This window comes from Streptococcus sp. 1449 (genome assembly GCF_013276805.1).
Lineage (GTDB): Bacteria > Bacillota > Bacilli > Lactobacillales > Streptococcaceae > Streptococcus > Streptococcus pseudopneumoniae.
In genome coordinates this window covers 1-21,376 of the sequence record NZ_VMLS01000046.1, presented here as the reverse complement: position 1 = coordinate 21,376, position 21,376 = coordinate 1, and the positions used below count along the sequence as shown (strand labels likewise).

The window sequence follows — 21,376 nt, the reverse complement described above, 5'->3', positions numbered from 1 at the left end:
CTTACTTCTCTTCAAATCCTTCTGCGACTGCGTCCGCAAAGTTTTCTTCTACGATGCTTGCACAGTGGTCACAGATGACTGCCTGGTAGGTGCGTTCTGCTGTTGTTGGGTCGGTGCGACGGCAACGGTCACATACTTGGCCTGCAGCGCGTTCAACAGTGAAGGCGACATCTTCAAAGCTAAGGGCAGCTTCTGGAGCTGGTCCTTCTGCGATGGTCAACTCAGACACGATCAAAAGTTGTGCTACATTGCTGTTTACTGCTTCGAGTAGAGTTTTCACAACTTCATTTGGATAAACTGTCAAGTGTGCTTCAAGTGATTTACCGATAACTTTTGCATTACGAGCTTCTTCCAAGGCTTTTTGTGCTTGTCCACGAAAGTCCATGAAGGCTGCCCATGTATCCAAGATTTCTTCTTGGTTAGCAAATGTCTCTGCTTCTGGTAATTCTGACAATTGGACGAAGTCTTCGGCTTCAAACTCAAGGTATGACCAGATTTCTTCCGCAGTGTGAGGAAGGATTGGTGTCAAGAGTTTGGTGATTTTCACAAGAATGTCATAGAAGACAGTCTGCATTTGACGGCGTTCCAATGATTTGGCACCTTCGATGTAAACAACATCTTTAGCAAAATCAAGGTAGAAGGCTGATAAATCAACGTTGATAAAGTTCACCAAGGCCTTGTAGATTGTCAAGAATTCAAAGTTTGCATAAGCATCACGAATCGTTTTCACAAGCTGGTTAAAGCGAATCGTCATGTACTTATCAACTGAACGTAGTTCTTCATAAGCTACTGAATCTTGAGTTGGGTTAAAGTCAGATGTATTGGCAATCAAGAAACGAAGGGTGTTACGAATCTTACGGTAAGTTTCAGAGACTTGGCTCAAGATATCCATAGAAATACGCACGTCATTGCTTGAGTCAACACTTGTTACCCAGAGACGCAAGATTTCAGCACCAAATTGTTTTTCAACATCGCTTGGAGCAATGGTATTTCCAAGAGATTTAGACATCTTCTCACCTTTACCATCAAGGGCAAAACCTTGTGACAAGATTTGTTTGTAAGGTGCTACGCCATGGTTGGCAACAGATGTGATGAGTGAAGAGTTGAACCAACCACGGTATTGGTCAGAACCTTCTAGGTAAAGGTCTGCTGGGTAAGTCAACTCAGGACGGTTTACAACCACTCCATTCCATGATGAACCTGAGTCAAACCAAACGTCCATGATGTCAGTTTCTTTTTTGAACTCTCCGTTTGGTGAACCTGGATGAGTAAATCCTTCTGGCAAGAGGTCTTTGGCATCACGTTCCCACCAAATGCTTGAACCGTGTACTTCAAAGAGTTGAGCTACATGCTCAATCGTTTCAGCAGTCATGATCGCTGTACCATCTTCAGCGTAGAAAATTGGAAGTGGAACACCCCAAGCACGTTGACGAGAGATAACCCAGTCGCCACGGTCACGAATCATATTGTAAAGACGGACTTTACCCCATTCTGAGTGGAATTTCACTTTTTCAATTTCGTCCAGGATTTCTTGGCGGAATTTAGAAACTGAGGCAAACCATTGTGGTACTGCACGCCAGATGATTGGTTTCTTAGTACGCCAGTCAAATGGGTATGAGTGAGAGATTTCTTCTTGGGCAAGAAGGAGGCTGCCGAGTTTTTCAATAACAGTTGGTACAACCTTGTCGTAGAACTGGCCTTCAAACTCAGGACCAGCATTCCCCATCATGATACCGCGTTCATCAACAGTCACTGCGACTTCAAGACCATTAGCAATACCAACATTGTAGTCGTCCTCACCAAAACCAGGGGCTGTATGGACAATACCAGTACCAGAGTCAGTGGTAACGTGGTCACCAAGAATAACCAATTCATCTACAGCTGTATCCCATGGGTGTTCTGTTACGATGTGGTTGAGTTCTTGACCACGGTAAGTTGCCAACACTTGAACATCAGCCCAACCAAATTTCTCAGACAAGCTATTCAATAATTCTGCAGCAACGACAAACTTACGAGTTTCACCAGCAGGTTGAACTAAAACGTAATCAATATCTGCTCCAACCGTCAAACCACGAGAAGCTGTGATGGTGAATGGAGTAGTTGTCCAAACAACGATGTAAGTATCTGTATCTAGAACACCTTTGCCATCTTTTACCTTATTGGCATAGTAAAGGGAAGTTGAAACCAAATCATGGTATTCAATTTCCGCTTCGGCAAGGGCTGACTCAGATGACCATGACCAGTAAACTGGTTTTGCACCACGGTAGATATAGCCTTTATTAGCCATCTCACCAAATACACGGATTTGAGCTGCTTCATAATCAGGAGTCAAAGTCACATATGGATTTTCCCAGTCACCAGAAACACCCAAACGTTTAAAGTCTTCACGTTGTTTATCTACTTGAGAAAGAGCGTATTCACGGCAAAGTTTCAAGTACTCAACCAAGTCCATTTCTTTACGTTTGACACCTTGTTTTGCCAAAACTTGCTCGATTGGCAGACCATGAGTATCCCAACCTGGGATAAATGGTGCGTAAAAACCTGACATAGATTTTGAGCGAACAATGATATCTTTTGAAATCTTGTTCATAGCGTGTCCAACGTGGATATTTCCGTTCGCGTATGGAGGGCCATCATGCAAGGTGAAATGAGGTTTTCCTTGGTTCAATTCTTGACGACGTTGGTAAAGTTTTGCATCTTCCCATTCCTTTTGCCAAACTGGCTCTTTGGTCGGAAGGCCTGCACGCATTGGGAAAGCTGTTTTCCCAAGGTTAAGGGTATCTTTGAGTTTCATGGTATCTCCTTTATAAATAATAACAAATTAAAAACCACGACTGCCAAAAAGGACGAAAATCGCGGTACCACCTTTATTCGGAAAAAGATCTAGTCTTTCTCCCTCTTATCCCGTAACGTGGGGAACGTCAAATCCTACTAACTTCAGACTTGAGTTTTTGAGAGGATAATCTTATCAATAGGGATTACAGGACTCACACCATCTCCTGCTCGCTGGAAATATAAGGATAAGATATTGTTCTCAGAATATTTCTTATAAAATTGTAACGGATTCTTGCGGTGCTTCAAATCCTGGTGCTGAATCAAATGTTTCTGTAGCTGGTGTTGGAGCCGAAGGATGTACTGGAGCTACTTCTGGCTCTTCATACATTGGACCAACTGGATGAGCAGGTTCTTCTTCCATTTGAGGACCCACTACAGGAGTTGGAGCTTCCACTTCCTGTTTAGTCTGAGCTTCAAATTCAGCCAATTCTTTATTGGCTGCTTCAATACGAGCCTGTAACTCTGCCATTTCTGCTTGAGAGAACTGACGTGTCATATCAATTGGTTCTTCCTCAATTGGAGCTGGAATCGGTTCTCCAAGTACCTCGCTAACCACTTCTTTAAAGGCTTCATCACTGGTTTGAAGATAAGTAGCTGTTGGGCGAAGAATATCTTCCCAGTCTGAAGATTCAACAATAGCCAACTGACTCTCAATTGTAGATTTGAGACGTTGGTGGAAGACACGGCTCTTGTTCTTCAACTCTTCGGTTTCAACAGCAACTTTCTTAGCATTGTCTGTTGCTTGACGAAGAATCTCGTTTGCCTTATATTTAGCTTCTTCCAACAAGCGTTGCGCATCCTGCTCTGCTTGATGAATGATATTGTTTGAACGTTCATGTGCTGCTTGTTTCACTCGCTCAGCTGTGTCTTGGGCAATCAATACAGACTGGCTCAATGAATCTTTCATTTCGTCAAAGTAAGACAAACGCTCTTCTAAACTCTTAATACGCAAATCTTTATCATGATTCGCACGAACAAGATCTTCGTAATCACGAACCACAATATCTAAAAATTCATCGACTTCTTCTGGATCAAAGCCTCTGAATCGAGTTCCAAAGGTCTTGTCCTTTATTTCTAATGATGTAATTGGCATTCTATTCCTCACTTACTTAATAATAACTGGACGGTTATTTTTTTCTTCTCTTTTTTCGTTTGTCCCTTATCTTGAAGTAATCTCAAGCGACCAAATTTTCTCACACTAATCAAATCTCCAACTTGAACAGTGTAATCTGATTTGTCTACCACATGATAATTTACTTGGACAAGTTTCTTTTCAATCAACTGGTTTGCTTGATTCCTAGATAGTTTCAAAACATTTGATAAAAGAACATCTAATCGAAAACTAGACACAGATAAATCCAGTTCTCGATACTGTTCTAGCTTATCTATTTTCTCGGCGAAAGGACGTTCCTCCAGCGAAACAGGTATACGGCCAATTTTCTTTAATCCATCTTTAAAGAGAAGAAGAAACTGCTGATTAATCATAATCTGCGCCCGTTCTTCATCTACTAGGATATCTCCAAAAAGTTTCCGTTCAATCCCTAATTGATTGATGACTGTCCCTAAAATCTTAGCATGCGTTAAATGTTCAAATTTATTGGAATACACAATTTCCTGAAGAGATATTTCAAAATCTGAAAACTCTGGTTGGAAATAATCTGGGTATAATAAAACTCGAACATACTCACTCGAGACAAATTCCCCACTACTGCTACAAGCAAGACCATAGGTTTTGGCCAAAATCTTTAATAGTTTCTCCTGATGAGGATTGATAAAAGGAGTTAAAAAAGGAGCATAGCTATCTTCTACCTTCTTTATCCATTCCATTCCCTTGTCAAGAAAGGGACGATCTTCTATGGAGAAATGCTGATAAATCCCTTTATTCATCCTATCATCGCCAGAAAACGGACTAGGTTTTCTCCTAAAAATCGAACCAAAACAATCGCAACCCAAACAGATAAATCAAGGCCCGCTATCTGTAAAGGCAGGCGTTGCAAGGGAGCAAGTACTGGTTTTACCAACGCTACAATCCAACGACCCAAACTGGATTCGTAGGCGCCTGGAAACCAAGACATGACAGCAAAGGCTACCAAAATCAGGGAGTAAATATCCACTGCATTATAAATCATACGAATTAAAAAAATCATTATCGTACTCTATTTCGTCTCATATCAAAATCAAACTCACCCTGTTGATCTTCATCTGGCAAACGAATATCTTCTACATTCACAATAACATTCACTGGTGTCAACAGATACATGGTAGAAGCTACTTTTTTCAGACTTCCAGCTAGAACATGGCAAGCCCCATCCAGGTAATCCAAACAACGACGAGCCTGCACTTCAGTCATATATTGAAAATCAATCAAGATACTTTCGTTTCCTGCCAATAAATCAACAATTTCTGTTGCGTCTTCATATTTTCTAGGATAACGAACATCTATAATGACCTTATCAGTTGCACGCTGACTCTGATTTGCCAATTCCTGTTGTCTTGCATGAAGTCTGGTGATATTGTTCTCCTTTGTTCCAGCTGATTGTGGAGTTTGAGTGATTGGGAGAGCCGGTTCCTGTGAAGAATTTACTGGAGTAAACACAGGCTCATCTCTTTTTTCATAAGGGAGACTTGAATCCTCATCCTCCGTAAAATAATCTATAAATCTATCGAATCTATCTTTTAAAGACATGGTTCTCTCCTACTTAAAAAATGCTGTACCTATACGAACAAAGGTGGAACCGAATTGAATCGCTTCTTTATAATCACGACTCATTCCCATACTTAACTCGGTCATAGGCATATTTGGAATTTGTTTTTCTTGGATTTCTCTTTGTAAATCTTGGGTCGCCTTGAAAATTTCTTTCAACTGCTCACTTCTAGCCTCAAAAGGTGCCATCGTCATTAAACCAACATATTCAATCTTATCTAGTCTGGCTAACTCTGGCAAGATATCCAGCAGTTCCTCTCTCGAAAAACCGTGCTTGCTTTCTTCTTTAGAAATATTTACTTGAAGGAAACACTTGATGACTCGGTCACTTCTTTTTTGAATTTCCCCTGCTAGCTTTACTGAATCCAAGGCATGGAAATAATCAACGTATTGAATGACATCTTTCACCTTACGTCTTTGCAAGGTACCAATCAAATGCCAAGTCACATCTCGATCTTTTAGAGCTTCATATTTTTCCAGAAACTTATCGACACGATTTTCACCGATATGATGAACACCTAGCGGAAGCAAGGCTTCCGCTGTCGGTACATCTACATACTTGGTAACTGCAATGACAGAGACTGAACCACTCTCTCGATGAGCACTCAGACTAGCCTCTGCGACTTCTCGAAAAACAAGTTCTGTATTTTCTTTTACATTCATTTACTTAACGATTTTTGAAAAATGGAGGTGTATCCAATTCATCTTCATCTTGTGATGTTGGGGCTTCAAAGCGTTCAACTGGAGAAACGACTGAATCTGTTGTACGAACAATCGATTCACGGCGAAGATCCCAATCACCAAAAGCAGATGCCTGAGTTGGTTCCAAACGACGTGGATTTTGTTTTGGCAATTCAGCTGTTTCTGCCATATCAAAATGACGATCAAAGCCATGTGAATGAGCTGGTTTCACTGTCTCACGGTAGTTAGTAGTCGGTCTAGCTTGTGGAGCAACAGCCTTCTCTACGCGGTCTTGACGAACACCCGTTGCGACAACTGTTACACGAATTTCATCACGCATACTTTCATCAATTGAAGTACCGAGCCAGATGTTCACTCCTTGACCTGCTGCCTGGTTCACAATTTGTGAAGCCTCCTCAGCTTCAATCAAGGTTAAATCGAGACCACCAGTTACGTTGACAATCACATCTTCTGCTCCATCAATTGTTGTTTCAAGAAGTGGAGAGTAAATTGCCTTACGCGCCGCTTCTACCACACGTTCTTCTCCACTACCGATACCAATACCCATGAGAGCATTCCCTTTATTTGCCATAACTGTTTTCACATCGGCAAAGTCAAGGTTAATCAATCCTGGATTGGTAATCAAATCGGTAATCCCTTGAACACCTTGACGAAGAACGTTATCCGCTTCGCTAAGAGCCTCCAAGAGCGGTGTTTTCTTATCAACAATTTCAAGCAAGTTGTTGTTTGAAATAATCAATAGAGTATCTACATGCTCACGAAGTTGGTTGATTCCTTCAACGGCAAATTGTCCACGTTTGCTTCCTTCAAAACCAAAGGGACGTGTCACAACACCAACTGTAAGAGAACCTAAATCTTTGGCGATACGAGCAATAACAGGAGCAGCTCCAGTTCCAGAGCCTCCTCCCATACCAGCAGTGATGAAGACCATATCTGCGCCACTGATAGCTTCCGTCAGTGTTTCTTCGCTTTCTTCAGCAGCTTTACGACCAACCTCAGGTTGACCTCCTGCACCCAAACCACGAGTCAATTTAGGTCCCAACTGAATAACAGTCTCAGCTTTTGTACTACTCAATGCTTGTACATCTGTGTTTGCTGCGATAAATTCTACGCCTGTAACACCTTCGTCGACCATACGGTTGATGGCATTGCCACCACCTCCACCGACACCAATTACTTTAATCACTGCACCTTGAGCAGCAGCTGTATCAAATGAAAATGTCATAATTTATTTTTCCTCTTTATTCGTCAAACATGCTTCCGATCAAGCCACGGAAACGATCTGCTAATTTCGGTTTATTTTGTGAAGCTTGTTGGAAATCCGCCATTGGTTCTGTAGGCGCCACCGGCTCTACTTCTGGAGCAGGAGCTGGTTGAACAGGCGTTGATTGTACAAACTGAGCTGTCTTTTGCAGCATCCCACCAAAACTAATTGGCTGATGACTTAAGTCATTCTCACCTTTTATCGCTCTCTGAGCCAAAAGATTCACTTCTGTTAATTGACCCGCAAATTCTGATAAACTAATCACATGCGCAAAGGCTGGATTACGGATACCAACTTGATTTGGAACATAAAGCTTGACACGGACGCCAAAGACTTCCTGAGCAAGTTCAACCATACCTGGTAAAATGGCATTCCCACCGATTAAGACAATACCACCAGGGAGCTCCAATAGACGTCTTCTATCTAATTCTTGCTTGATTTGCTCAAGGATGTGCTTAATTCGTGCAGAAATAATTTCTGACAAGTAGGCTTCCGTCACTTCAACTGCTTCTACTTCTCCAATAACTTCTACTTGGAAGGTTTCTTTGCTTGCAAGAGGCGGATAGGCTTCCCCGTAATTCAGTTTCAAGCCTTCCGCTAATTTGCGAGAGGTTTTCAAAACCTTGGAGATATCTTTAGTTACATAATCTCCACCTTCTTGGAGAATATGTGTGAACTGAAGTTCTTGGTTACGGATTGTAGCGACAGTCGTTTGACCTGCTCCCATATCAATCACTGTAGCACCAAATTCACGTTCACCTTCGTTCAAAACTGATTGAACCATTGCTAGTGGTGAAATAATAACATTTTCAACCTGTAGTCCGACACGTTCTACTGTCTTACGTAGGTTATGTAAAATAGTGCGAGGACCTGTATAAAGCAAACCACGCATTTCAAGACGAACCCCCATCATGCCACGTGGGTCACGAATCCCTTGGAAACCATCCACAATAAATTCTTCAGGAATAAAGGTAATGACTTCACGGTCAGGTGTCATACTCTTTGTCAAAGCTGATTTGACAACATTTTCAACATCTTGATCCGTAATTTCCTTGGTATCAGATGTTACTGGAATCATCCCTTGAGTTGGTTCTACCTGCAAAAGATTACCAGGCAAGCCGACATTCACTGATTTAATCGAAATGCCTGACTTTTCTTCTGCTTGGGAAATGGCTGACTTGATAGCAGTTGCTGCTGCATCAATATCAACAATAATTCCATCCTTTACACCTTTACTTTTGGCATTACTCACGCCAATTACATTTAATTCACCATTTCTCTGCTCGGCTACAAGCACCTTGACAGAGCTTGTTCCAATATCTAGACCTGTAAAAAAGCCTTCTCTAGCCATTACATCGCATCCTCTCTATCTTCCAAGTTTCGCACTTCGTATTATTCCATAGCTAAACTTAGGCATAGCTATTCACAGAATATTATAACACAAAAAATTTAATCATGCTTGCTTTTTTCCTAAATTTCCCAGCCAATTTTTGAGTTTCTATGTTCAGAAATTCTTATTTTATAAGCTGCTTGTAAAAACTCTCTAAGACAAAAAAAGAAAGCTCTGTGTTAAGCTTTCTTTGCAATCATTTTTTCTGCTTCTTGAGCTAAAAAGAATTCTAAGATTTTCTTAGTCAAACTGATAGTAGCTACCAGCACAATTGAAACAAGTAAATAATTAGCTACTAGACCATGATCCCCAACCAATGGCGGTTTTGTCAAGAATCCGTAATCCCCACCTGTTACCAAATTGACCACAAAAATCAAGGCATTTAGGGCAAAGGTCATGAGAAAAATTCCCTTCACATCCAGCAATTTCGCACTATACTGTCTCAATAGATAAACTAGAGAGTTCCCCAAGAGTGCTAAATGACCAAAGATAAAGGATAAAATGGTGATATGTGGAAAAGGGTAAGCATCTGGCACTGGATAAACAAAGGCTGCTAATGTCCCAAATGTTCCCAATAATGCAAAGTATTGTTTATATTTGGACTGACCAGGAAGCAAGAGTACCACAAACATAGCCATACGGCAATGGTAAAAGGGTAGGCTTTCTGACAATGGCATATGATTGACCCAGTACCAACCATAAAGAAGGATCAACTGAACGGCCTGTAAAATCTGGAAAAATCGTTGGTAAACCTTCTTTTCACGATAGCGATAGGCTGTATAAAAGGTCAAGGCTAAGAGCGTAAATAGGCTAACATACCAAAAAAGGTCAAATTTAGGTGGTTCTGTTGGCTGAGTTGTAAAAAAAATATCCCATAAATTCATCTAGTCTTCCTCATAATTCAAAATTTTCCTGCATATTATTATACCATGCTATTTGTCAAAAATGGATTTAGAAATACGATAATCATCTTCTTAGTCAAGATATTGCTCCCTCTGACCTTGATAAACCTGCCAAAGAATCTCGATTTGCTCCTTGGTAATGCGTTTTTCAGATAAATTCGGCAGTTGGTCAATTGCAAAAAATTGAAGGTCAGCGATTTCTTGATTTTCTTGGAATTGTCCATCGAGAAGCTTACATTCAAAAACAAACTTTGCATATTGTTTGCTCTGTAGTTGGAAACGATTGGTATCAAAAACAGCTAGCAGTCTTTCAACTTTGGCTTTAAAACCGGTTTCTTCTTCAATTTCCTTGAGAATATTTTCAGTTGGAGAATAGCCGACTTCACCAAAGCCACCTGGCAAAGCCCAACTATCCTCTCCTTGTCCCCTAACCAGACAAATCTTCTCATCCTCAACAATCCAAGCACGGACGTCCATTAAGGGAGTCGCATAAGCGGAGGTCGGTTTCAAGAGTTCTGCCACTTCGTCTGCATCAAGGTCTGATACCTGATTCAACATTTCAGATAACAGACTTCGCAAGTCTTCGTAGCGCTCACAGTCAAAAGGATCTTTTGTAAAGGTTAAGCCAGTATCTGTAAGGGCAATCATTCTTTGCAGATACTTAACAAAATCACTTGGTTTCATTTTCTAAACTTTCTACCAACATGGCTAGGTTCATAGAGTTAGAGCCCTTGAGCAAGATTTGATCATTGGCACTGAGGCTTTCCTTGACCTGCTTGACTAGGTCTTCAAATTGGTCTTGGTCTTCTGTTTTCTTGAAATAGTAAACGTGGCCAATTGGGAACATTTGACTGGCAAGTTGGGCCAATTCAGCAATGTCTTCTCCGTAGAAAATCACGGTATCCAGCACATCTGGAGAAAGGCTCAAAATCATCTGATTATGGAGTTGAACTGACTGGTTACCCAGTTCCTTCATGTCCGCTAAAACCGCAATTTTCTTGCCCCCTTCATTGGCTGGAATGGCAGAGAAGGTCTCTAAAATCAGCTTCATAGCAGTTGGATTGGCATTGTAAACATCTGACAAGATGTCTGCTCCATTGGCTGCTTTCTTCCACTCGGTACGGTTACGCGTCAATTCAAGATTTTGGAAGGCCTGACAAATTTGTTCTTCTGAAACTCCTTCTTGTAGGGCCACATAAGCAGCAATCATAGCATTAGTGGCATTGTACTTACCAGTCACTGGCAAATCAAGGGCTTGTTCCAAGAAATTAGCTTTAAAGGTCAGACTGTCCTTACGCTCAACCAAGTCTGTGATTTCCAACTCTGCTCTTTGCCCAAAACGAACCACCTTTTTATCAGTTGGCAAGTAGGCCTCTACAATGGAGTCGGCTGGGGCCAAAAGCAAGGAATTCGAAGCCATGCCATCTGCAATTTGCATTTTTCCTTGGGCAATCTCCGAACGGTCTTTGAAAAAGGCCAAATGGGCTTCTCCAACCAAGGTCACGATGGCTATCTTTGGATGAGCCAATTCAGACAAGAGATGAATATCTCCCAAGTGATCCTGTCCCATCTCCAAAACCAACTTTTCTGTTCCTTCAGGCATATGGAGAACTGTGTAAGGAAGACCAATCTCGTTATTGTAGTTTCCTTGAGTTTTGTAGGTTTTGTAGATTGTTGACAGCAAATGTGCCAACATATCCTTGGTCGTTGTCTTACCATTTGAACCCGTAATAGCAAAGACATCAACAGTCGTTTTTTCAAGATAGTAGGCAGCTAGTTTTTGAAATGCAGTCAACACGTCGTCTACTAGAATGTAGGGATGATTTGCGATTTCTTTCTCAGACAGGGTTGCTACCGCACCATTTTCAAAGGCTGTTTCGATAAAGTCATGACCATCACGCGCACCTTTGAGTGGCACAAATAAATCTCCAGTCCCAATCAATCGACTGTCAAACTCAGCCTTTTCTAACTGGGCGTTCGCAAAAAGACTAACATCATTTTTAGCTCCAACAGCTTGGGCAACTTCATGGATTGTTAATTTCATTTCTACTCCTTTAAAAAGGGTCGAAGCCCGAGAACTCTAGTCACCTGGCAGTGATGGTTCTGGCTTCTACCCTCTCTTTCATTTTATAGCAAATGCGCTTCGCGCTTGTTAAAGCTTTCCTTGGCAAGGTCAACCAAACGCTCGATTAGTTCTGCGTAGCTGATTCCCATATTGTCCCAAAGTAGTGGATACATTGACCACTGGGTGAAACCTGGCATGGTATTGAGCTCGTTTAGGAAAATCTCTCCCTTATCTGTATAGAAGAAATCGCAACGAGAGAGACCGAGGCCTCCAATGGCACGGAAGGCCGTCTCTGCATTTTGACGCATGACAGCTACCACATCATCACTGATTTTGGCTGGGATGTCCATGGTAATCTTGTTATCAATATACTTGGCATCGTAGTCATAAAAGGCAACATCCTTGACTACTTCTCCTGGTAGCGTGCTTTTGACATCGTAGTTTCCCAAGAGACCAACCTCGATTTCACGGGCATTGACCCCTTGCTCTACCAAGACACGGCTGTCATATTGAAAGGCAAGTTCCAAAGCTTGACGAAGTTCTTCTTGATTTTCAGACTTAGAAATACCGACACTAGAACCCATGTTTGACGGCTTAGTGAAGACTGGATAAGTCAATTTTTCTTCCACTTCAGCGATTTTAGCAGTCACATCATCCCCTTCAACGATAGCCACATAGGGAACTTGTGCAATGCCAGCAGATTCTAACACACGCTTAGTCGTGATTTTATCCATGGCAAGACTGGATGACAAGATATTGCAACCGACATAAGGCAATTTCAAAACTTCAAGGAATCCTTGAACAGAGCCATCTTCTCCCATCGGACCATGAAGAACTGGAAAGACCACTGCCCCTTCTTCATAGATAGCACTTGGTGCAACTTTCTTATCCCAATCAATGGTTTCATTGGTCATGAGACGGTCCTCTTGACCTGGAGTCTGACTAAATTCCTGCGTTTTGATAAAGTCACCTGACTGACTGATAAAGAAAGTCTTGACTGTGAAACGGTCGTAGTTAACCGCACGCATGATACTCTCAGCTGAAAGGACAGAGACTTCACGTTCCGCACTCCTTCCACCATATAAAAGAATAATCGTTTGTTTCATATTATTTGTCCTAATTCTACTAGAATACTCGCTCTTTAGTATATCATATTTGCTTGGTTTTTTAAAACTTGAACCTGATCCTACTCATCACACTATACAAAAAGAGGCCGATAGGAACGATTTTCAGCCTCCTTGATTTTTTATAAATGAATGGAGTTCGTAAATTTGTCTACACTTACAACTCTGTTCGATTTTCAATAGCCCGTAAGAGTGTGACTTCGTCCGCATACTCGATATCTGCTCCCACAGCAAGACCTCGTGCCAAGCGCGTAACCTTGATCCCAGCTGGCTTGAGTAAGCGGGAAAGATACATGGAAGTTGCTTCCCCATCTGCTGTGGCATTGGTTGCTACGATTACTTCTGAAACCTCACTATCCATCAGACGAGTCATGAGCCCCTTGAGATTGATATCATCTGGACTGATACCATTCATAGGGGAAATGAGGCCATGCAAGACATGATAGAGCCCGTGGTATTCTTGGATATTTTCCATAGCTGCCACATCACGACTATCCTCTAGCACCAAAATCGTTGTCTGGTCACGAGTCGGATCGGTACAGATAGAGCAAGGGTCGTCGTCTGTCAAACGTCCACAAACGGAACAGTAGGTCAATTCTCTCTTAGCAGAAAGGAGATTTTTTGCAAATTCATTGACATCGTCATCAGACATCCCAATCGTATAAAAGGCCAAACGCGTAGCCGTCTTAATCCCGATACCTGGTAACTTAGAATAGCTGTCAATCAGCTTGGCAATGGGTGTTGGATAAAGCATAATTTCCTTTCTAGTTCATTGGATGGTATTTTTGATACAAATTGATAATATCACGCGCAATGGAAGGTCCTACACCATTTGTTAAATTGGTATTATGAGGAAAGACCACTGCGACAGCGATTTGGGGATTATCAGATGGGGCATAGGCCACCGCATTGGTATTGGTTGCTTGCTGACCATCTGCCACATAGCTTTCGGCTGTACCTGTTTTTCCGCTAATGGATACCAAGGCACCATTTGAAAAGGCACGTCCAGTTGTCAATCCACTAGTACCATGGGCAACCTGATAAAAACCTTGGTGCAAGATGCTCATATCGGAGTCGGATATATTGACCTTATTCATCTCTGTCGGTTGCAGTTGCTGAATCAAGTCACCCAGTCCTCCCTTATCATTATTACCATAAATGCCTTCAACAATACGAGGAGCCACACGAACACCATTATTTGCAATAGTTGCTACATACTGAGCCAACTGCATCGGCGTATAGTTATCAAACTGCCCAAAGGCATTAGTAATGTAATTAGCAAAGCTATACTCTTTGGGAACAAATCCAGTAGATTCATCTGGTAGGTCAATTCCTGTCGCAGTACCCAAGCCATATTCGCCAAAGGTTGAACGCAGTTTCTCCATAGCAGACTCTAGATTGCTGGTGCCGACAAACATATTGGGTTGATAGGTTTGCCCCATAAGACCTAAGGCTGTTTGGACCATATAGGTATTTGATGAATACTCCAGAGCTTGGACCGCTGTGATAGGGAATGAACCGTAAGCCTGAGTATACCAAGAATTGATGGGAGCTGAACCTTGGAAGACAATGGACTGGTCTGTCAAGGTCTGGTTTCCTGACAAGACTCCATTTTCCCAACCTGAGCTGATGGTCGCAGCCTTGACAACCGAACCTGGGACAAAGACATTGGTTACCGTTCCCAAGGAATCAGGCGTCAACTCTCCCGTTTTCAGGTCATGTTTGAGTCCTGACATAGACAAAACAGCACCTGTTTTGGGGTTAAGGGCGACTGCATAGACACCTTCAGAATACTTGGCTCCTCCATTTCCTAGCTCGGAATTGAAATAACTTTTCAGCAGAGCATCCACGCTATCTTGGAAGGCCAAATCAATGGTCAGCTTGATATTGTTTCCCTTACTACCTTCCTCAATTGTATCCACGCTTTCCATATTACCATATTTATCCAGATGGATTTCTTTTACCGAGCGTTTTCCTTGCAAGGTCTCTTCATATTGCTTTTCCAAATAGGAGGTTCCTACACGATCATTTAGAGAATAGCCTTTTTTAAGATAGGCTTCTGCTTCTTCCGCTGGGAGACCAGCTTTTTCACTGGATACACTCCCTACTATAGAAGAAAGAGAAGTTTCCAAAACCTTTCGATCCCAAGAAGTAGAAATACTAATGCCAGGCATCTCCTTTGAAATAGAGGCAATAACAGCCACCTGAGAATCATTTAAAGGATCTGTCGCAATGGTACCTGTCGAAAAGTTTCCAACAGCATTTAACTGACTAAAAAGATAGATTTCTTTCTTTTCATCCTCTGTATAGTTTAGTTGACTCGTTTGGACACTATCGACCGCATTGTTATACAGTTCTGATTCGGATAGGCGATTGCCATCTGAATCCAAGCGTTTCTCGCTTGGGAGAGCCTCCACTGTCTGTTTATAGATTTCAGGATCAGCCAAATAGTAATCCGCCAGCTGGCGTTCTGTCAAATTTAGAGAGCTGATGCTCACATAAGTCAGTAACTTTTTAGCTGTTTCTTTTAAGTCTGTAGCCGTCATTTTATTGCTACGCGTAAAGGAAACAACCTTCTTTAGCGTATTTTCTACCAAAGGTTTCCCACTAGCATCATAAATTTCCCCACGGGCAGAACTGCTTGTGACCTTGGTCTGACTAGCTGATGCTAGCTTTTTTTCGTAAAAATCCTTGTTTAAAACCTGCATATACAACAAACGACCAATAATGGTCATAAAGAGTAAAATGATGATTGAAAACAATAAATTAAGCCGAATCGGAATCGAATGGCTGTTAAATTTTCTCATACAAATCAGTCTCATTTCTAATACTCAATGAAAATCAAAGAGCAAACTAGGAAGCTAGCTGCAGGCTGTACTTGAGTACGGCAAGGCAACGATGACGTAGTTTGAAGAGATTTTCGAAGAGTATAATTAAAATCTTACTCTTAATTGTACCACAATTTGAGTAGAAAATTATGGAAAAGTAAGAAGCTTTTTCGACTTTTTCGTTTTTAAAACAGAGATGCGTTTTTATTTATCTATCCTTATATTATGTGTTATAATGAAGTGTGACTATTCCCTGATCTAGTCTTCCAGTATGACTCATGTAAAGGAGCTTTCCCTATGGACAAACCAGATATCGCAACTATCATTGATTCACATTTTGAAGAAATGACAGACCTAGAGCAAGAAATCGCTCACTATTTTTTGCAAGCTGAAACGATTACAGATGATTTATCTTCTCAACAAGTCACCCAAAAATTACATATTTCTCAAGCTGCTTTGACCCGCTTTGCTAAAAAGTGTGGCTTTACTGGCTACCGAGAATTTATTTTCCAATACCAACATCAGGCAGAAAATCAAGCCAACCAAGTCTCCAAGCACAGTCCACTGACCAAACGAGTCCTCAGAAGTTATAGCAACATGAGGGAACAAACACAAGACTTGATTGACGAAATCCAACTAGAACGAATTGCCCAGCTAATCGAAGATGCTGAGCGTGTCTACTTCTTCGGAACAGGGAGTTCTGGCCTCGTCGCCCGTGAAATGAAATTGCGGTTCATGCGTCTGGGTGTGGTCTGCGAAGCCTTGACCGATCAAGATGGCTTTGCATGGACAACCAGCATTATGGAGGAAAATTGTCTCGTACTGGGCTTCTCACTTTCTGGTACAACACCTTCTATTTTAGATAGTCTATTAGATGCCAAGGAGATGGGGGCAAAGACTGTACTCTTTTCAAGTGTTCCCAATAAAGATAGCCAGGCCTACACAGAGACTGTTCTTGTAGCCACCCACAGCCAGCCTTCCTATATCCAACGAATATCCGCTCAACTTCCTATGCTCTTCTTTATCGATTTGATTTATGCCTACTTTTTGGAAATCAATCGCGAAAGCAAGGAAAAAATCTTTAATAGCTACTGGGAAAATAAGAAACTCAACGGCTATCGTAGACAAAAACGTGTCAGAAAATCCTAGTTTGGCTTAGCCAAACTAGGATTTTTATTCATCACCAAACATACCTCTTCAAGATTATAAATTAGTCATATCTTGACTTAGTCTTGAATAATTTCATGTAATCACTTTTTGAAGGGAGTAAATAAGCAAGTCTGACGGTATCCTCAACAATTGTATACAATACAATGTAATCCTTACTCAAGGTCAACCCTCGCGTTTGGTAGCGAGGGTCTAATTTCTTACCAAATTTTTCATCAGCATCAAATCCAGCTTGGGGGAAAATTTCTAGCCGATTAATATCTTTTCTAATATTGGCTACTTTTCGTCTCGCAGCCTCTACAGAACCGATTTCCTCCACTATATACTGATATATTTTATCCAGACTATCAATCACTCTAGGAGAATACAAAATCCTATATCTTTTATAATCCATAGCGTGTCACGACATCCTCATCTGTCAAGTAATTTCCAGCCTCAATCTTGGCATAACTTTCTTGAACTTCTGCTTGTAATTGTCTAAACAAATACTCCTTCTCTAATTCCTCTTCACTCAGTAAATCTACTTCATTTGTTACGGCAACATTCTTTAAAAATAATCTGAGTGCTGATGAAAGAGAGAGATTTTTTTCTTTTAACACTTCCATGGCATCATTTACTAATTCTCTATTAGCTTGGAAGGTCACAATCTTACTTGAATTCGCTATAGTCATTTTATATAATTCCTTTATATATTTTATTTATTATCTCACAATTATAAAGAAAGTCAAGGGAATTTGATTAGAAAATCCTAGTTTGGCTGAGCCAAACTAGGATTGTTTTGTCTTAAAATGATAATATGCACCAAGCATACCTGCTGTATTCTGGTGATGGGCAAATTCTAATCGTGTTTTTTCTGCTAAACTTGGTACCAAAGCCTCTTTCAAGGCTGTGCGGATCTTAGGTTTGAGGATAGCCTCTTGCCCCATGATACCACCACCAAGAATAACCACTTCTGGATTGGCAACGTAGCAAATATTTGCCAGACCTTTTCCTAGATAGTCTACCATGCGGTCAATACCTTCCATGCAGAGTTTATTGCCTTCAGTGGCTTCCTTGAAAATGCGTCGGCCATTCCACTGATCAACATCTTCTCCATGAGATGTTGCTACATACTCCACCAAGGCTGTGGTAGAAGCGAGATCCTGAAAAGCTCCATCTTGCATATGCATATACCCGACTTCACAGGCCGAATTGCTAAAACCATGGAAGACTTTCCCATCCATAATCAAGCAACCACCGATACCTGTTCCAATGGTCAAGCAAAGGGTGACACTTGCTCCCTTACCTGAACCAGATACTGCCTCAGCCAGACCTGCACAGTTGACATCATTTTCAATCTCACAAGGAATAGCAAAGCTTTCTTCGATTTCCTTCTTGAACTGGGTTCCTGCATAATTTGGAATCTGAGGTCCAGCGTAGAAAATTTCCCCCTTATCAGGATCCACCATTCCTGCAGAAGAAATGGCAACACCTGCTACTGGGCCTTTTTCTAAATAGCTGGCTACAATATCTTTGGTTTTTTGTAAGATATGAGATCCACCCTTATACGCTTCAGTTGGCATTTCATGCGATTCAAGAAGTTGCCCCTCTTGATCAACCAAACCATACTTGATGTTGGTTCCACCTATATCAATTGCAACGTAGTGTGTCATAAATACCTCCTTATGGATTAGAGGAAGCGCTCCTTGGTTTCACGAATCAAGGCTGCAGCTGCTTCTACAACTGGACGATCTTCTTCCGTTACTGGCGTCAATGGTGAACGAACAGAACCAATATTCAATCCTTCATTGATCTTCAAGACTTCTTTAATGACACCGTACATATTTCCATGTGCAGCAGTCAATTTACCAATGATAGCGTTGATAGCATACTGTAACTCACGCGCTGTTTCTAAATCTTTATCCGCAATCAACTGATTGAGTTTCAAGAAGAGTTCTGGCATAGCACCATAAGTACCACCGATACCAGCTTTGGCACCCATGAGGCGACCACCTAGGAACTGTTCATCTGGACCGTTAAAGACGATATGGTCTTCCCCACCAAGGCTGACAAAGGTTTGGATATCTTGAACTGGCATAGAAGAGTTCTTAACACCAATAACACGAGGATTTTTCAACATTTCAGTGTAAAGGCTTGGAGTCAAAGCAACCCCTGCCAATTGAGGAATGTTATAAATCACGTAGTCTGTATTTGGAGCTGCAGAACTGATATCGTTCCAGTATTTGGCAACTGAGTATTCAGGCAAGCGGAAGTAAATTGGTGGAATTGTTGCAATGGCATCTACTCCCAAGCTTTCAGCGTGGCGAGCCAGTTCCATACTATCTTTGGTATTGTTGCAAGCAACATGGGCAATAATAGTTAATTTACCTTTAGCAACTGCCATGACTTCTTCCAAAATCAACTTGCGGTCTTCTACACTTTGGTAGATACATTCACCAGAAGAACCATTGACATAAAGACCTTGAACACCTTTATCAATGAAGTATTGAACCAAGGCACGTGTACGCTCTGGACTTACTTCTCCTTGATCATCATAACATGCGTAGAAGGCTGGAATGACACCTTCGTATTTTTTCAAATCTGACATAGATTTTCTCCTATTATTTTTATTTTCTGCTAAAGCAGATTCTTTCTTTACTTCTTTAGTATACACTTTACCGAAAAGGCTTTCAATATCTTATAGACACTTAGATTTTAGTTTCTAGCTTATAGAATAGCGTTTGAAGCCTTTGAAAGTAGTTTCAGAAATAAGACTCCTATTGATATTTTGCGAAAATTTTCTCCATCAATCCAGTCTGGATAAAGACCAATAGTCCAAACCCAAAAAGTAGGAAGACTGAGCCACCTAAGAGTAGACTGAAGGCGGACAGATAAAGAACCATCACAATGAGGACAAGAATGGCTAACATGAGGAAGAACCAAGGAAAGTTAAAACTAGCCAACATCAATCCTTTTTGAAGAATTTCTTTCCAAGATAGGTCATAACGTGCCGCGATAGGGTAACTAGCCAGCATCACGATAGTAAGAAACATCAGAATACCTAAACAAATGGCTTTCAGCAATTGGAAGGGCAGAGCTGTTTGACCCCAGAAAAGATAGAGATCTGAAAGGGTAAGAAACACAATTCCTAACTCCATTAAACCCAGCTGAAGACCTAGTTTCAGATTTTGCTTGAAAGATCTTAGATAGATTTTAAAAACAGGCACCCGTCTGCTCTTCTTAATCTCAAACATGGTCTCGTAGAGGCTGATTTTAGCCACTCCAATCGTCACGATGGGCAAACAAGAGACGACAAAAAGAAGATTGGCTGTCACGATGTCCAAGACTTTCTCACTAAAACGCATGAGAAAGTTGTCTGTATCAAATGCTGCCTTGATAAGGCTTACTCCTTTTTGTGCCATGTTTGCTCCTCCATCATTTTTCTTTGTAAACTGTTTTCTTTTTTGTCAGTAAAGCTTTCATAAGTCCCTACCATGAACAAATCTATTTTTTCTTTTTTCTTTTGGATTTTTTTCTACTTTTATCTATGGACATATAATCTATATATATCCCGGACAGCGAAGCAATTAAAATAGTACTCCAAGTATGCTCATTAAATCCATCTAGCCCTCCACGGATTATCATTGCAAGCACTGTCCAAGCTAACATATTCAATAAAAAAATACAAAGTGCTTTCAATAAAAAAATACAAAGTGCTTTCATTCTCGCATTTTAAAAGTTTATACGACCATTGTTAGGGATTTTATCATGTGCATCCCAAGCTGCAGCAATATTGTAGGCAAAATTACCATATACATCAGCTACATTCACAGCTATTTGTAAAATCCATCCAGAAATCTTGGTCAATAATCCTACTCTTGCTGCTGCAGTTGCAGCTGCCCTACTTAAGATCGAGCGCGCCATACTAATACCATACTTAGCCGCATAAGTACCTAATTTTATGTATTTACCAATCAATCCAGTCACAATGCCCTTAATTATCCAAGCCATCTCATTAACTGTAATTCCCTTTCCATCTAAGAAACTAGCTCTTGCAGCATACTTAGAAGATACCATTTCTAGCAATTCAATTTTACGTTCATCTGATATGTCTGGATAGACTCCTTTGCTATCTTCCACCAAATCCTTAATTTCTTGTTCAGTTAGCAAGTAATTTTGAGATAATTTTGCATCTATTCGATCCATTTCTGACTGTATAGTTTGGATATGCGAGACTTCATTCGCATACACAATTGAAGGTAAAATATTACTCATTAGCAATAAACAGACTGACAAGAAGATACCAATTTTTAAATATTTTATTCTCATTTCTCTACCTCACAAAGATCAATTTCATGGTAGAGTATTATCAAAGCTTTACAAAAAAACAATTCATCCTATTTTTATGAGAAACGT

General features: G+C 40.9%; 22 protein-coding genes. 1 reads left to right on the top strand and 21 read right to left on the bottom strand.

Features of this window, described 5'->3' with window-relative positions:
- Position 1: 1 nt before the first annotated feature.
- From ileS to pbp2b, 14 genes are all read right to left on the bottom strand, one after another.
- Entirely contained in the window at positions 2-2,794 is a 2,793-nt protein-coding gene (gene ileS / locus HT687_RS08540; RefSeq protein ID WP_054388024.1) for an isoleucine--tRNA ligase, read from the bottom strand.
- A 252-nt stretch (positions 2,795-3,046) separates the two neighbouring features.
- Positions 3,047-3,928 carry a DivIVA domain-containing protein gene (locus HT687_RS08535; protein WP_001123177.1) on the bottom strand — a complete coding sequence of 294 codons (882 nt, stop codon included), beginning with the start codon at positions 3,926-3,928 and terminating at the stop codon, positions 3,047-3,049.
- Between the two features lie 8 nt (positions 3,929-3,936).
- The gene (locus HT687_RS08530; protein ID WP_138707165.1) at positions 3,937-4,722 is read right to left on the bottom strand and encodes an RNA-binding protein; all 786 of its coding nucleotides are present in this window, start codon (positions 4,720-4,722) and stop codon (positions 3,937-3,939) included.
- Positions 4,719-4,982 carry a YggT family protein gene (locus HT687_RS08525; protein WP_000576513.1) on the bottom strand — a complete coding sequence of 88 codons (264 nt, stop codon included), beginning with the start codon at positions 4,980-4,982 and terminating at the stop codon, positions 4,719-4,721. The genes HT687_RS08530 and HT687_RS08525 overlap by 4 nt, the downstream gene beginning before the upstream one ends.
- Complete coding sequence (locus tag HT687_RS08520) at positions 4,982-5,521, bottom strand: cell division protein SepF (protein WP_000053381.1); 540 nt, start codon at positions 5,519-5,521, stop codon at positions 4,982-4,984. The genes HT687_RS08525 and HT687_RS08520 overlap by 1 nt, the downstream gene beginning before the upstream one ends.
- A gap of 9 nt (positions 5,522-5,530) precedes the next feature.
- Positions 5,531-6,202: a YggS family pyridoxal phosphate-dependent enzyme gene (locus HT687_RS08515; protein ID WP_138706431.1), complete on the bottom strand. Its 672-nt coding sequence runs from the start codon at positions 6,200-6,202 to the stop codon at positions 5,531-5,533.
- A 4-nt stretch (positions 6,203-6,206) separates the two neighbouring features.
- Complete coding sequence (ftsZ, locus tag HT687_RS08510) at positions 6,207-7,466, bottom strand: cell division protein FtsZ (protein ID WP_138706430.1); 1,260 nt, start codon at positions 7,464-7,466, stop codon at positions 6,207-6,209.
- A gap of 16 nt (positions 7,467-7,482) precedes the next feature.
- Complete coding sequence (gene ftsA, locus HT687_RS08505; protein WP_000090408.1) at positions 7,483-8,856, bottom strand: cell division protein FtsA; 1,374 nt, start codon at positions 8,854-8,856, stop codon at positions 7,483-7,485.
- 218 nt (positions 8,857-9,074) lie between these two features.
- On the bottom strand, positions 9,075-9,779 hold the full coding sequence (locus HT687_RS08500; RefSeq protein ID WP_001055261.1) for a TIGR02206 family membrane protein: 705 nt from the start codon (positions 9,777-9,779) through the stop codon (positions 9,075-9,077).
- 90 nt (positions 9,780-9,869) lie between these two features.
- Complete coding sequence (locus HT687_RS08495) at positions 9,870-10,481, bottom strand: NUDIX hydrolase (RefSeq protein WP_000804584.1); 612 nt, start codon at positions 10,479-10,481, stop codon at positions 9,870-9,872.
- Entirely contained in the window at positions 10,468-11,841 is a 1,374-nt protein-coding gene (gene murF, locus HT687_RS08490; RefSeq protein WP_172924160.1) for a UDP-N-acetylmuramoyl-tripeptide--D-alanyl-D-alanine ligase, read from the bottom strand. Before murF ends, HT687_RS08495 begins: the two co-directional genes overlap by 14 nt.
- Positions 11,842-11,924: 83 nt before the next feature.
- Positions 11,925-12,968: a D-alanine--D-alanine ligase gene (locus HT687_RS08485; protein ID WP_000814626.1), complete on the bottom strand. Its 1,044-nt coding sequence runs from the start codon at positions 12,966-12,968 to the stop codon at positions 11,925-11,927.
- A gap of 175 nt (positions 12,969-13,143) precedes the next feature.
- A complete protein-coding gene (recR, locus tag HT687_RS08480; protein ID WP_000966761.1) occupies positions 13,144-13,740 on the bottom strand; it encodes a recombination mediator RecR in 597 nt (198 codons plus the stop codon).
- A gap of 10 nt (positions 13,741-13,750) precedes the next feature.
- Positions 13,751-15,808: a penicillin-binding protein 2B gene (pbp2b, locus tag HT687_RS08475; RefSeq protein WP_080674639.1), complete on the bottom strand. Its 2,058-nt coding sequence runs from the start codon at positions 15,806-15,808 to the stop codon at positions 13,751-13,753.
- Between the two features lie 303 nt (positions 15,809-16,111).
- Between pbp2b and HT687_RS08470 the strand changes: the two genes are divergently transcribed.
- Positions 16,112-16,963 (top strand): MurR/RpiR family transcriptional regulator, encoded by an 852-nt coding sequence (locus tag HT687_RS08470; protein WP_023936026.1) that lies wholly within the window; start codon positions 16,112-16,114, stop codon positions 16,961-16,963.
- A 61-nt stretch (positions 16,964-17,024) separates the two neighbouring features.
- On the opposite strand, the gene HT687_RS08465 is transcribed toward HT687_RS08470, so the two are convergent.
- The 7 genes from HT687_RS08465 to HT687_RS08440 form a co-directional block, all read right to left on the bottom strand.
- A complete protein-coding gene (locus tag HT687_RS08465) occupies positions 17,025-17,375 on the bottom strand; it encodes a type II toxin-antitoxin system RelE/ParE family toxin (RefSeq protein ID WP_172924159.1) in 351 nt (116 codons plus the stop codon).
- Positions 17,365-17,652, bottom strand: coding sequence for a hypothetical protein (locus HT687_RS08460; protein WP_000150673.1), 288 nt, complete (start codon positions 17,650-17,652; stop codon positions 17,365-17,367). Before HT687_RS08460 ends, HT687_RS08465 begins: the two co-directional genes overlap by 11 nt.
- Before the next feature lie 96 nt (positions 17,653-17,748).
- Complete coding sequence (locus HT687_RS08455) at positions 17,749-18,633, bottom strand: ROK family protein (protein ID WP_000150277.1); 885 nt, start codon at positions 18,631-18,633, stop codon at positions 17,749-17,751.
- A 17-nt stretch (positions 18,634-18,650) separates the two neighbouring features.
- On the bottom strand, positions 18,651-19,568 hold the full coding sequence (locus HT687_RS08450) for a dihydrodipicolinate synthase family protein (RefSeq protein ID WP_001281495.1): 918 nt from the start codon (positions 19,566-19,568) through the stop codon (positions 18,651-18,653).
- Between the two features lie 169 nt (positions 19,569-19,737).
- On the bottom strand, positions 19,738-20,382 hold the full coding sequence (locus tag HT687_RS08445) for a YesL family protein (protein WP_023936029.1): 645 nt from the start codon (positions 20,380-20,382) through the stop codon (positions 19,738-19,740).
- Positions 20,383-20,464: 82 nt separating this feature from the next.
- The gene (locus HT687_RS11975) at positions 20,465-20,659 is read right to left on the bottom strand and encodes a hypothetical protein (RefSeq protein WP_001810112.1); all 195 of its coding nucleotides are present in this window, start codon (positions 20,657-20,659) and stop codon (positions 20,465-20,467) included.
- Between the two features lie 33 nt (positions 20,660-20,692).
- Positions 20,693-21,037 carry a hypothetical protein gene (locus tag HT687_RS08440; RefSeq protein ID WP_025170608.1) on the bottom strand — a complete coding sequence of 115 codons (345 nt, stop codon included), beginning with the start codon at positions 21,035-21,037 and terminating at the stop codon, positions 20,693-20,695.
- Between the last annotated feature and the right edge of the window lie 339 nt (positions 21,038-21,376).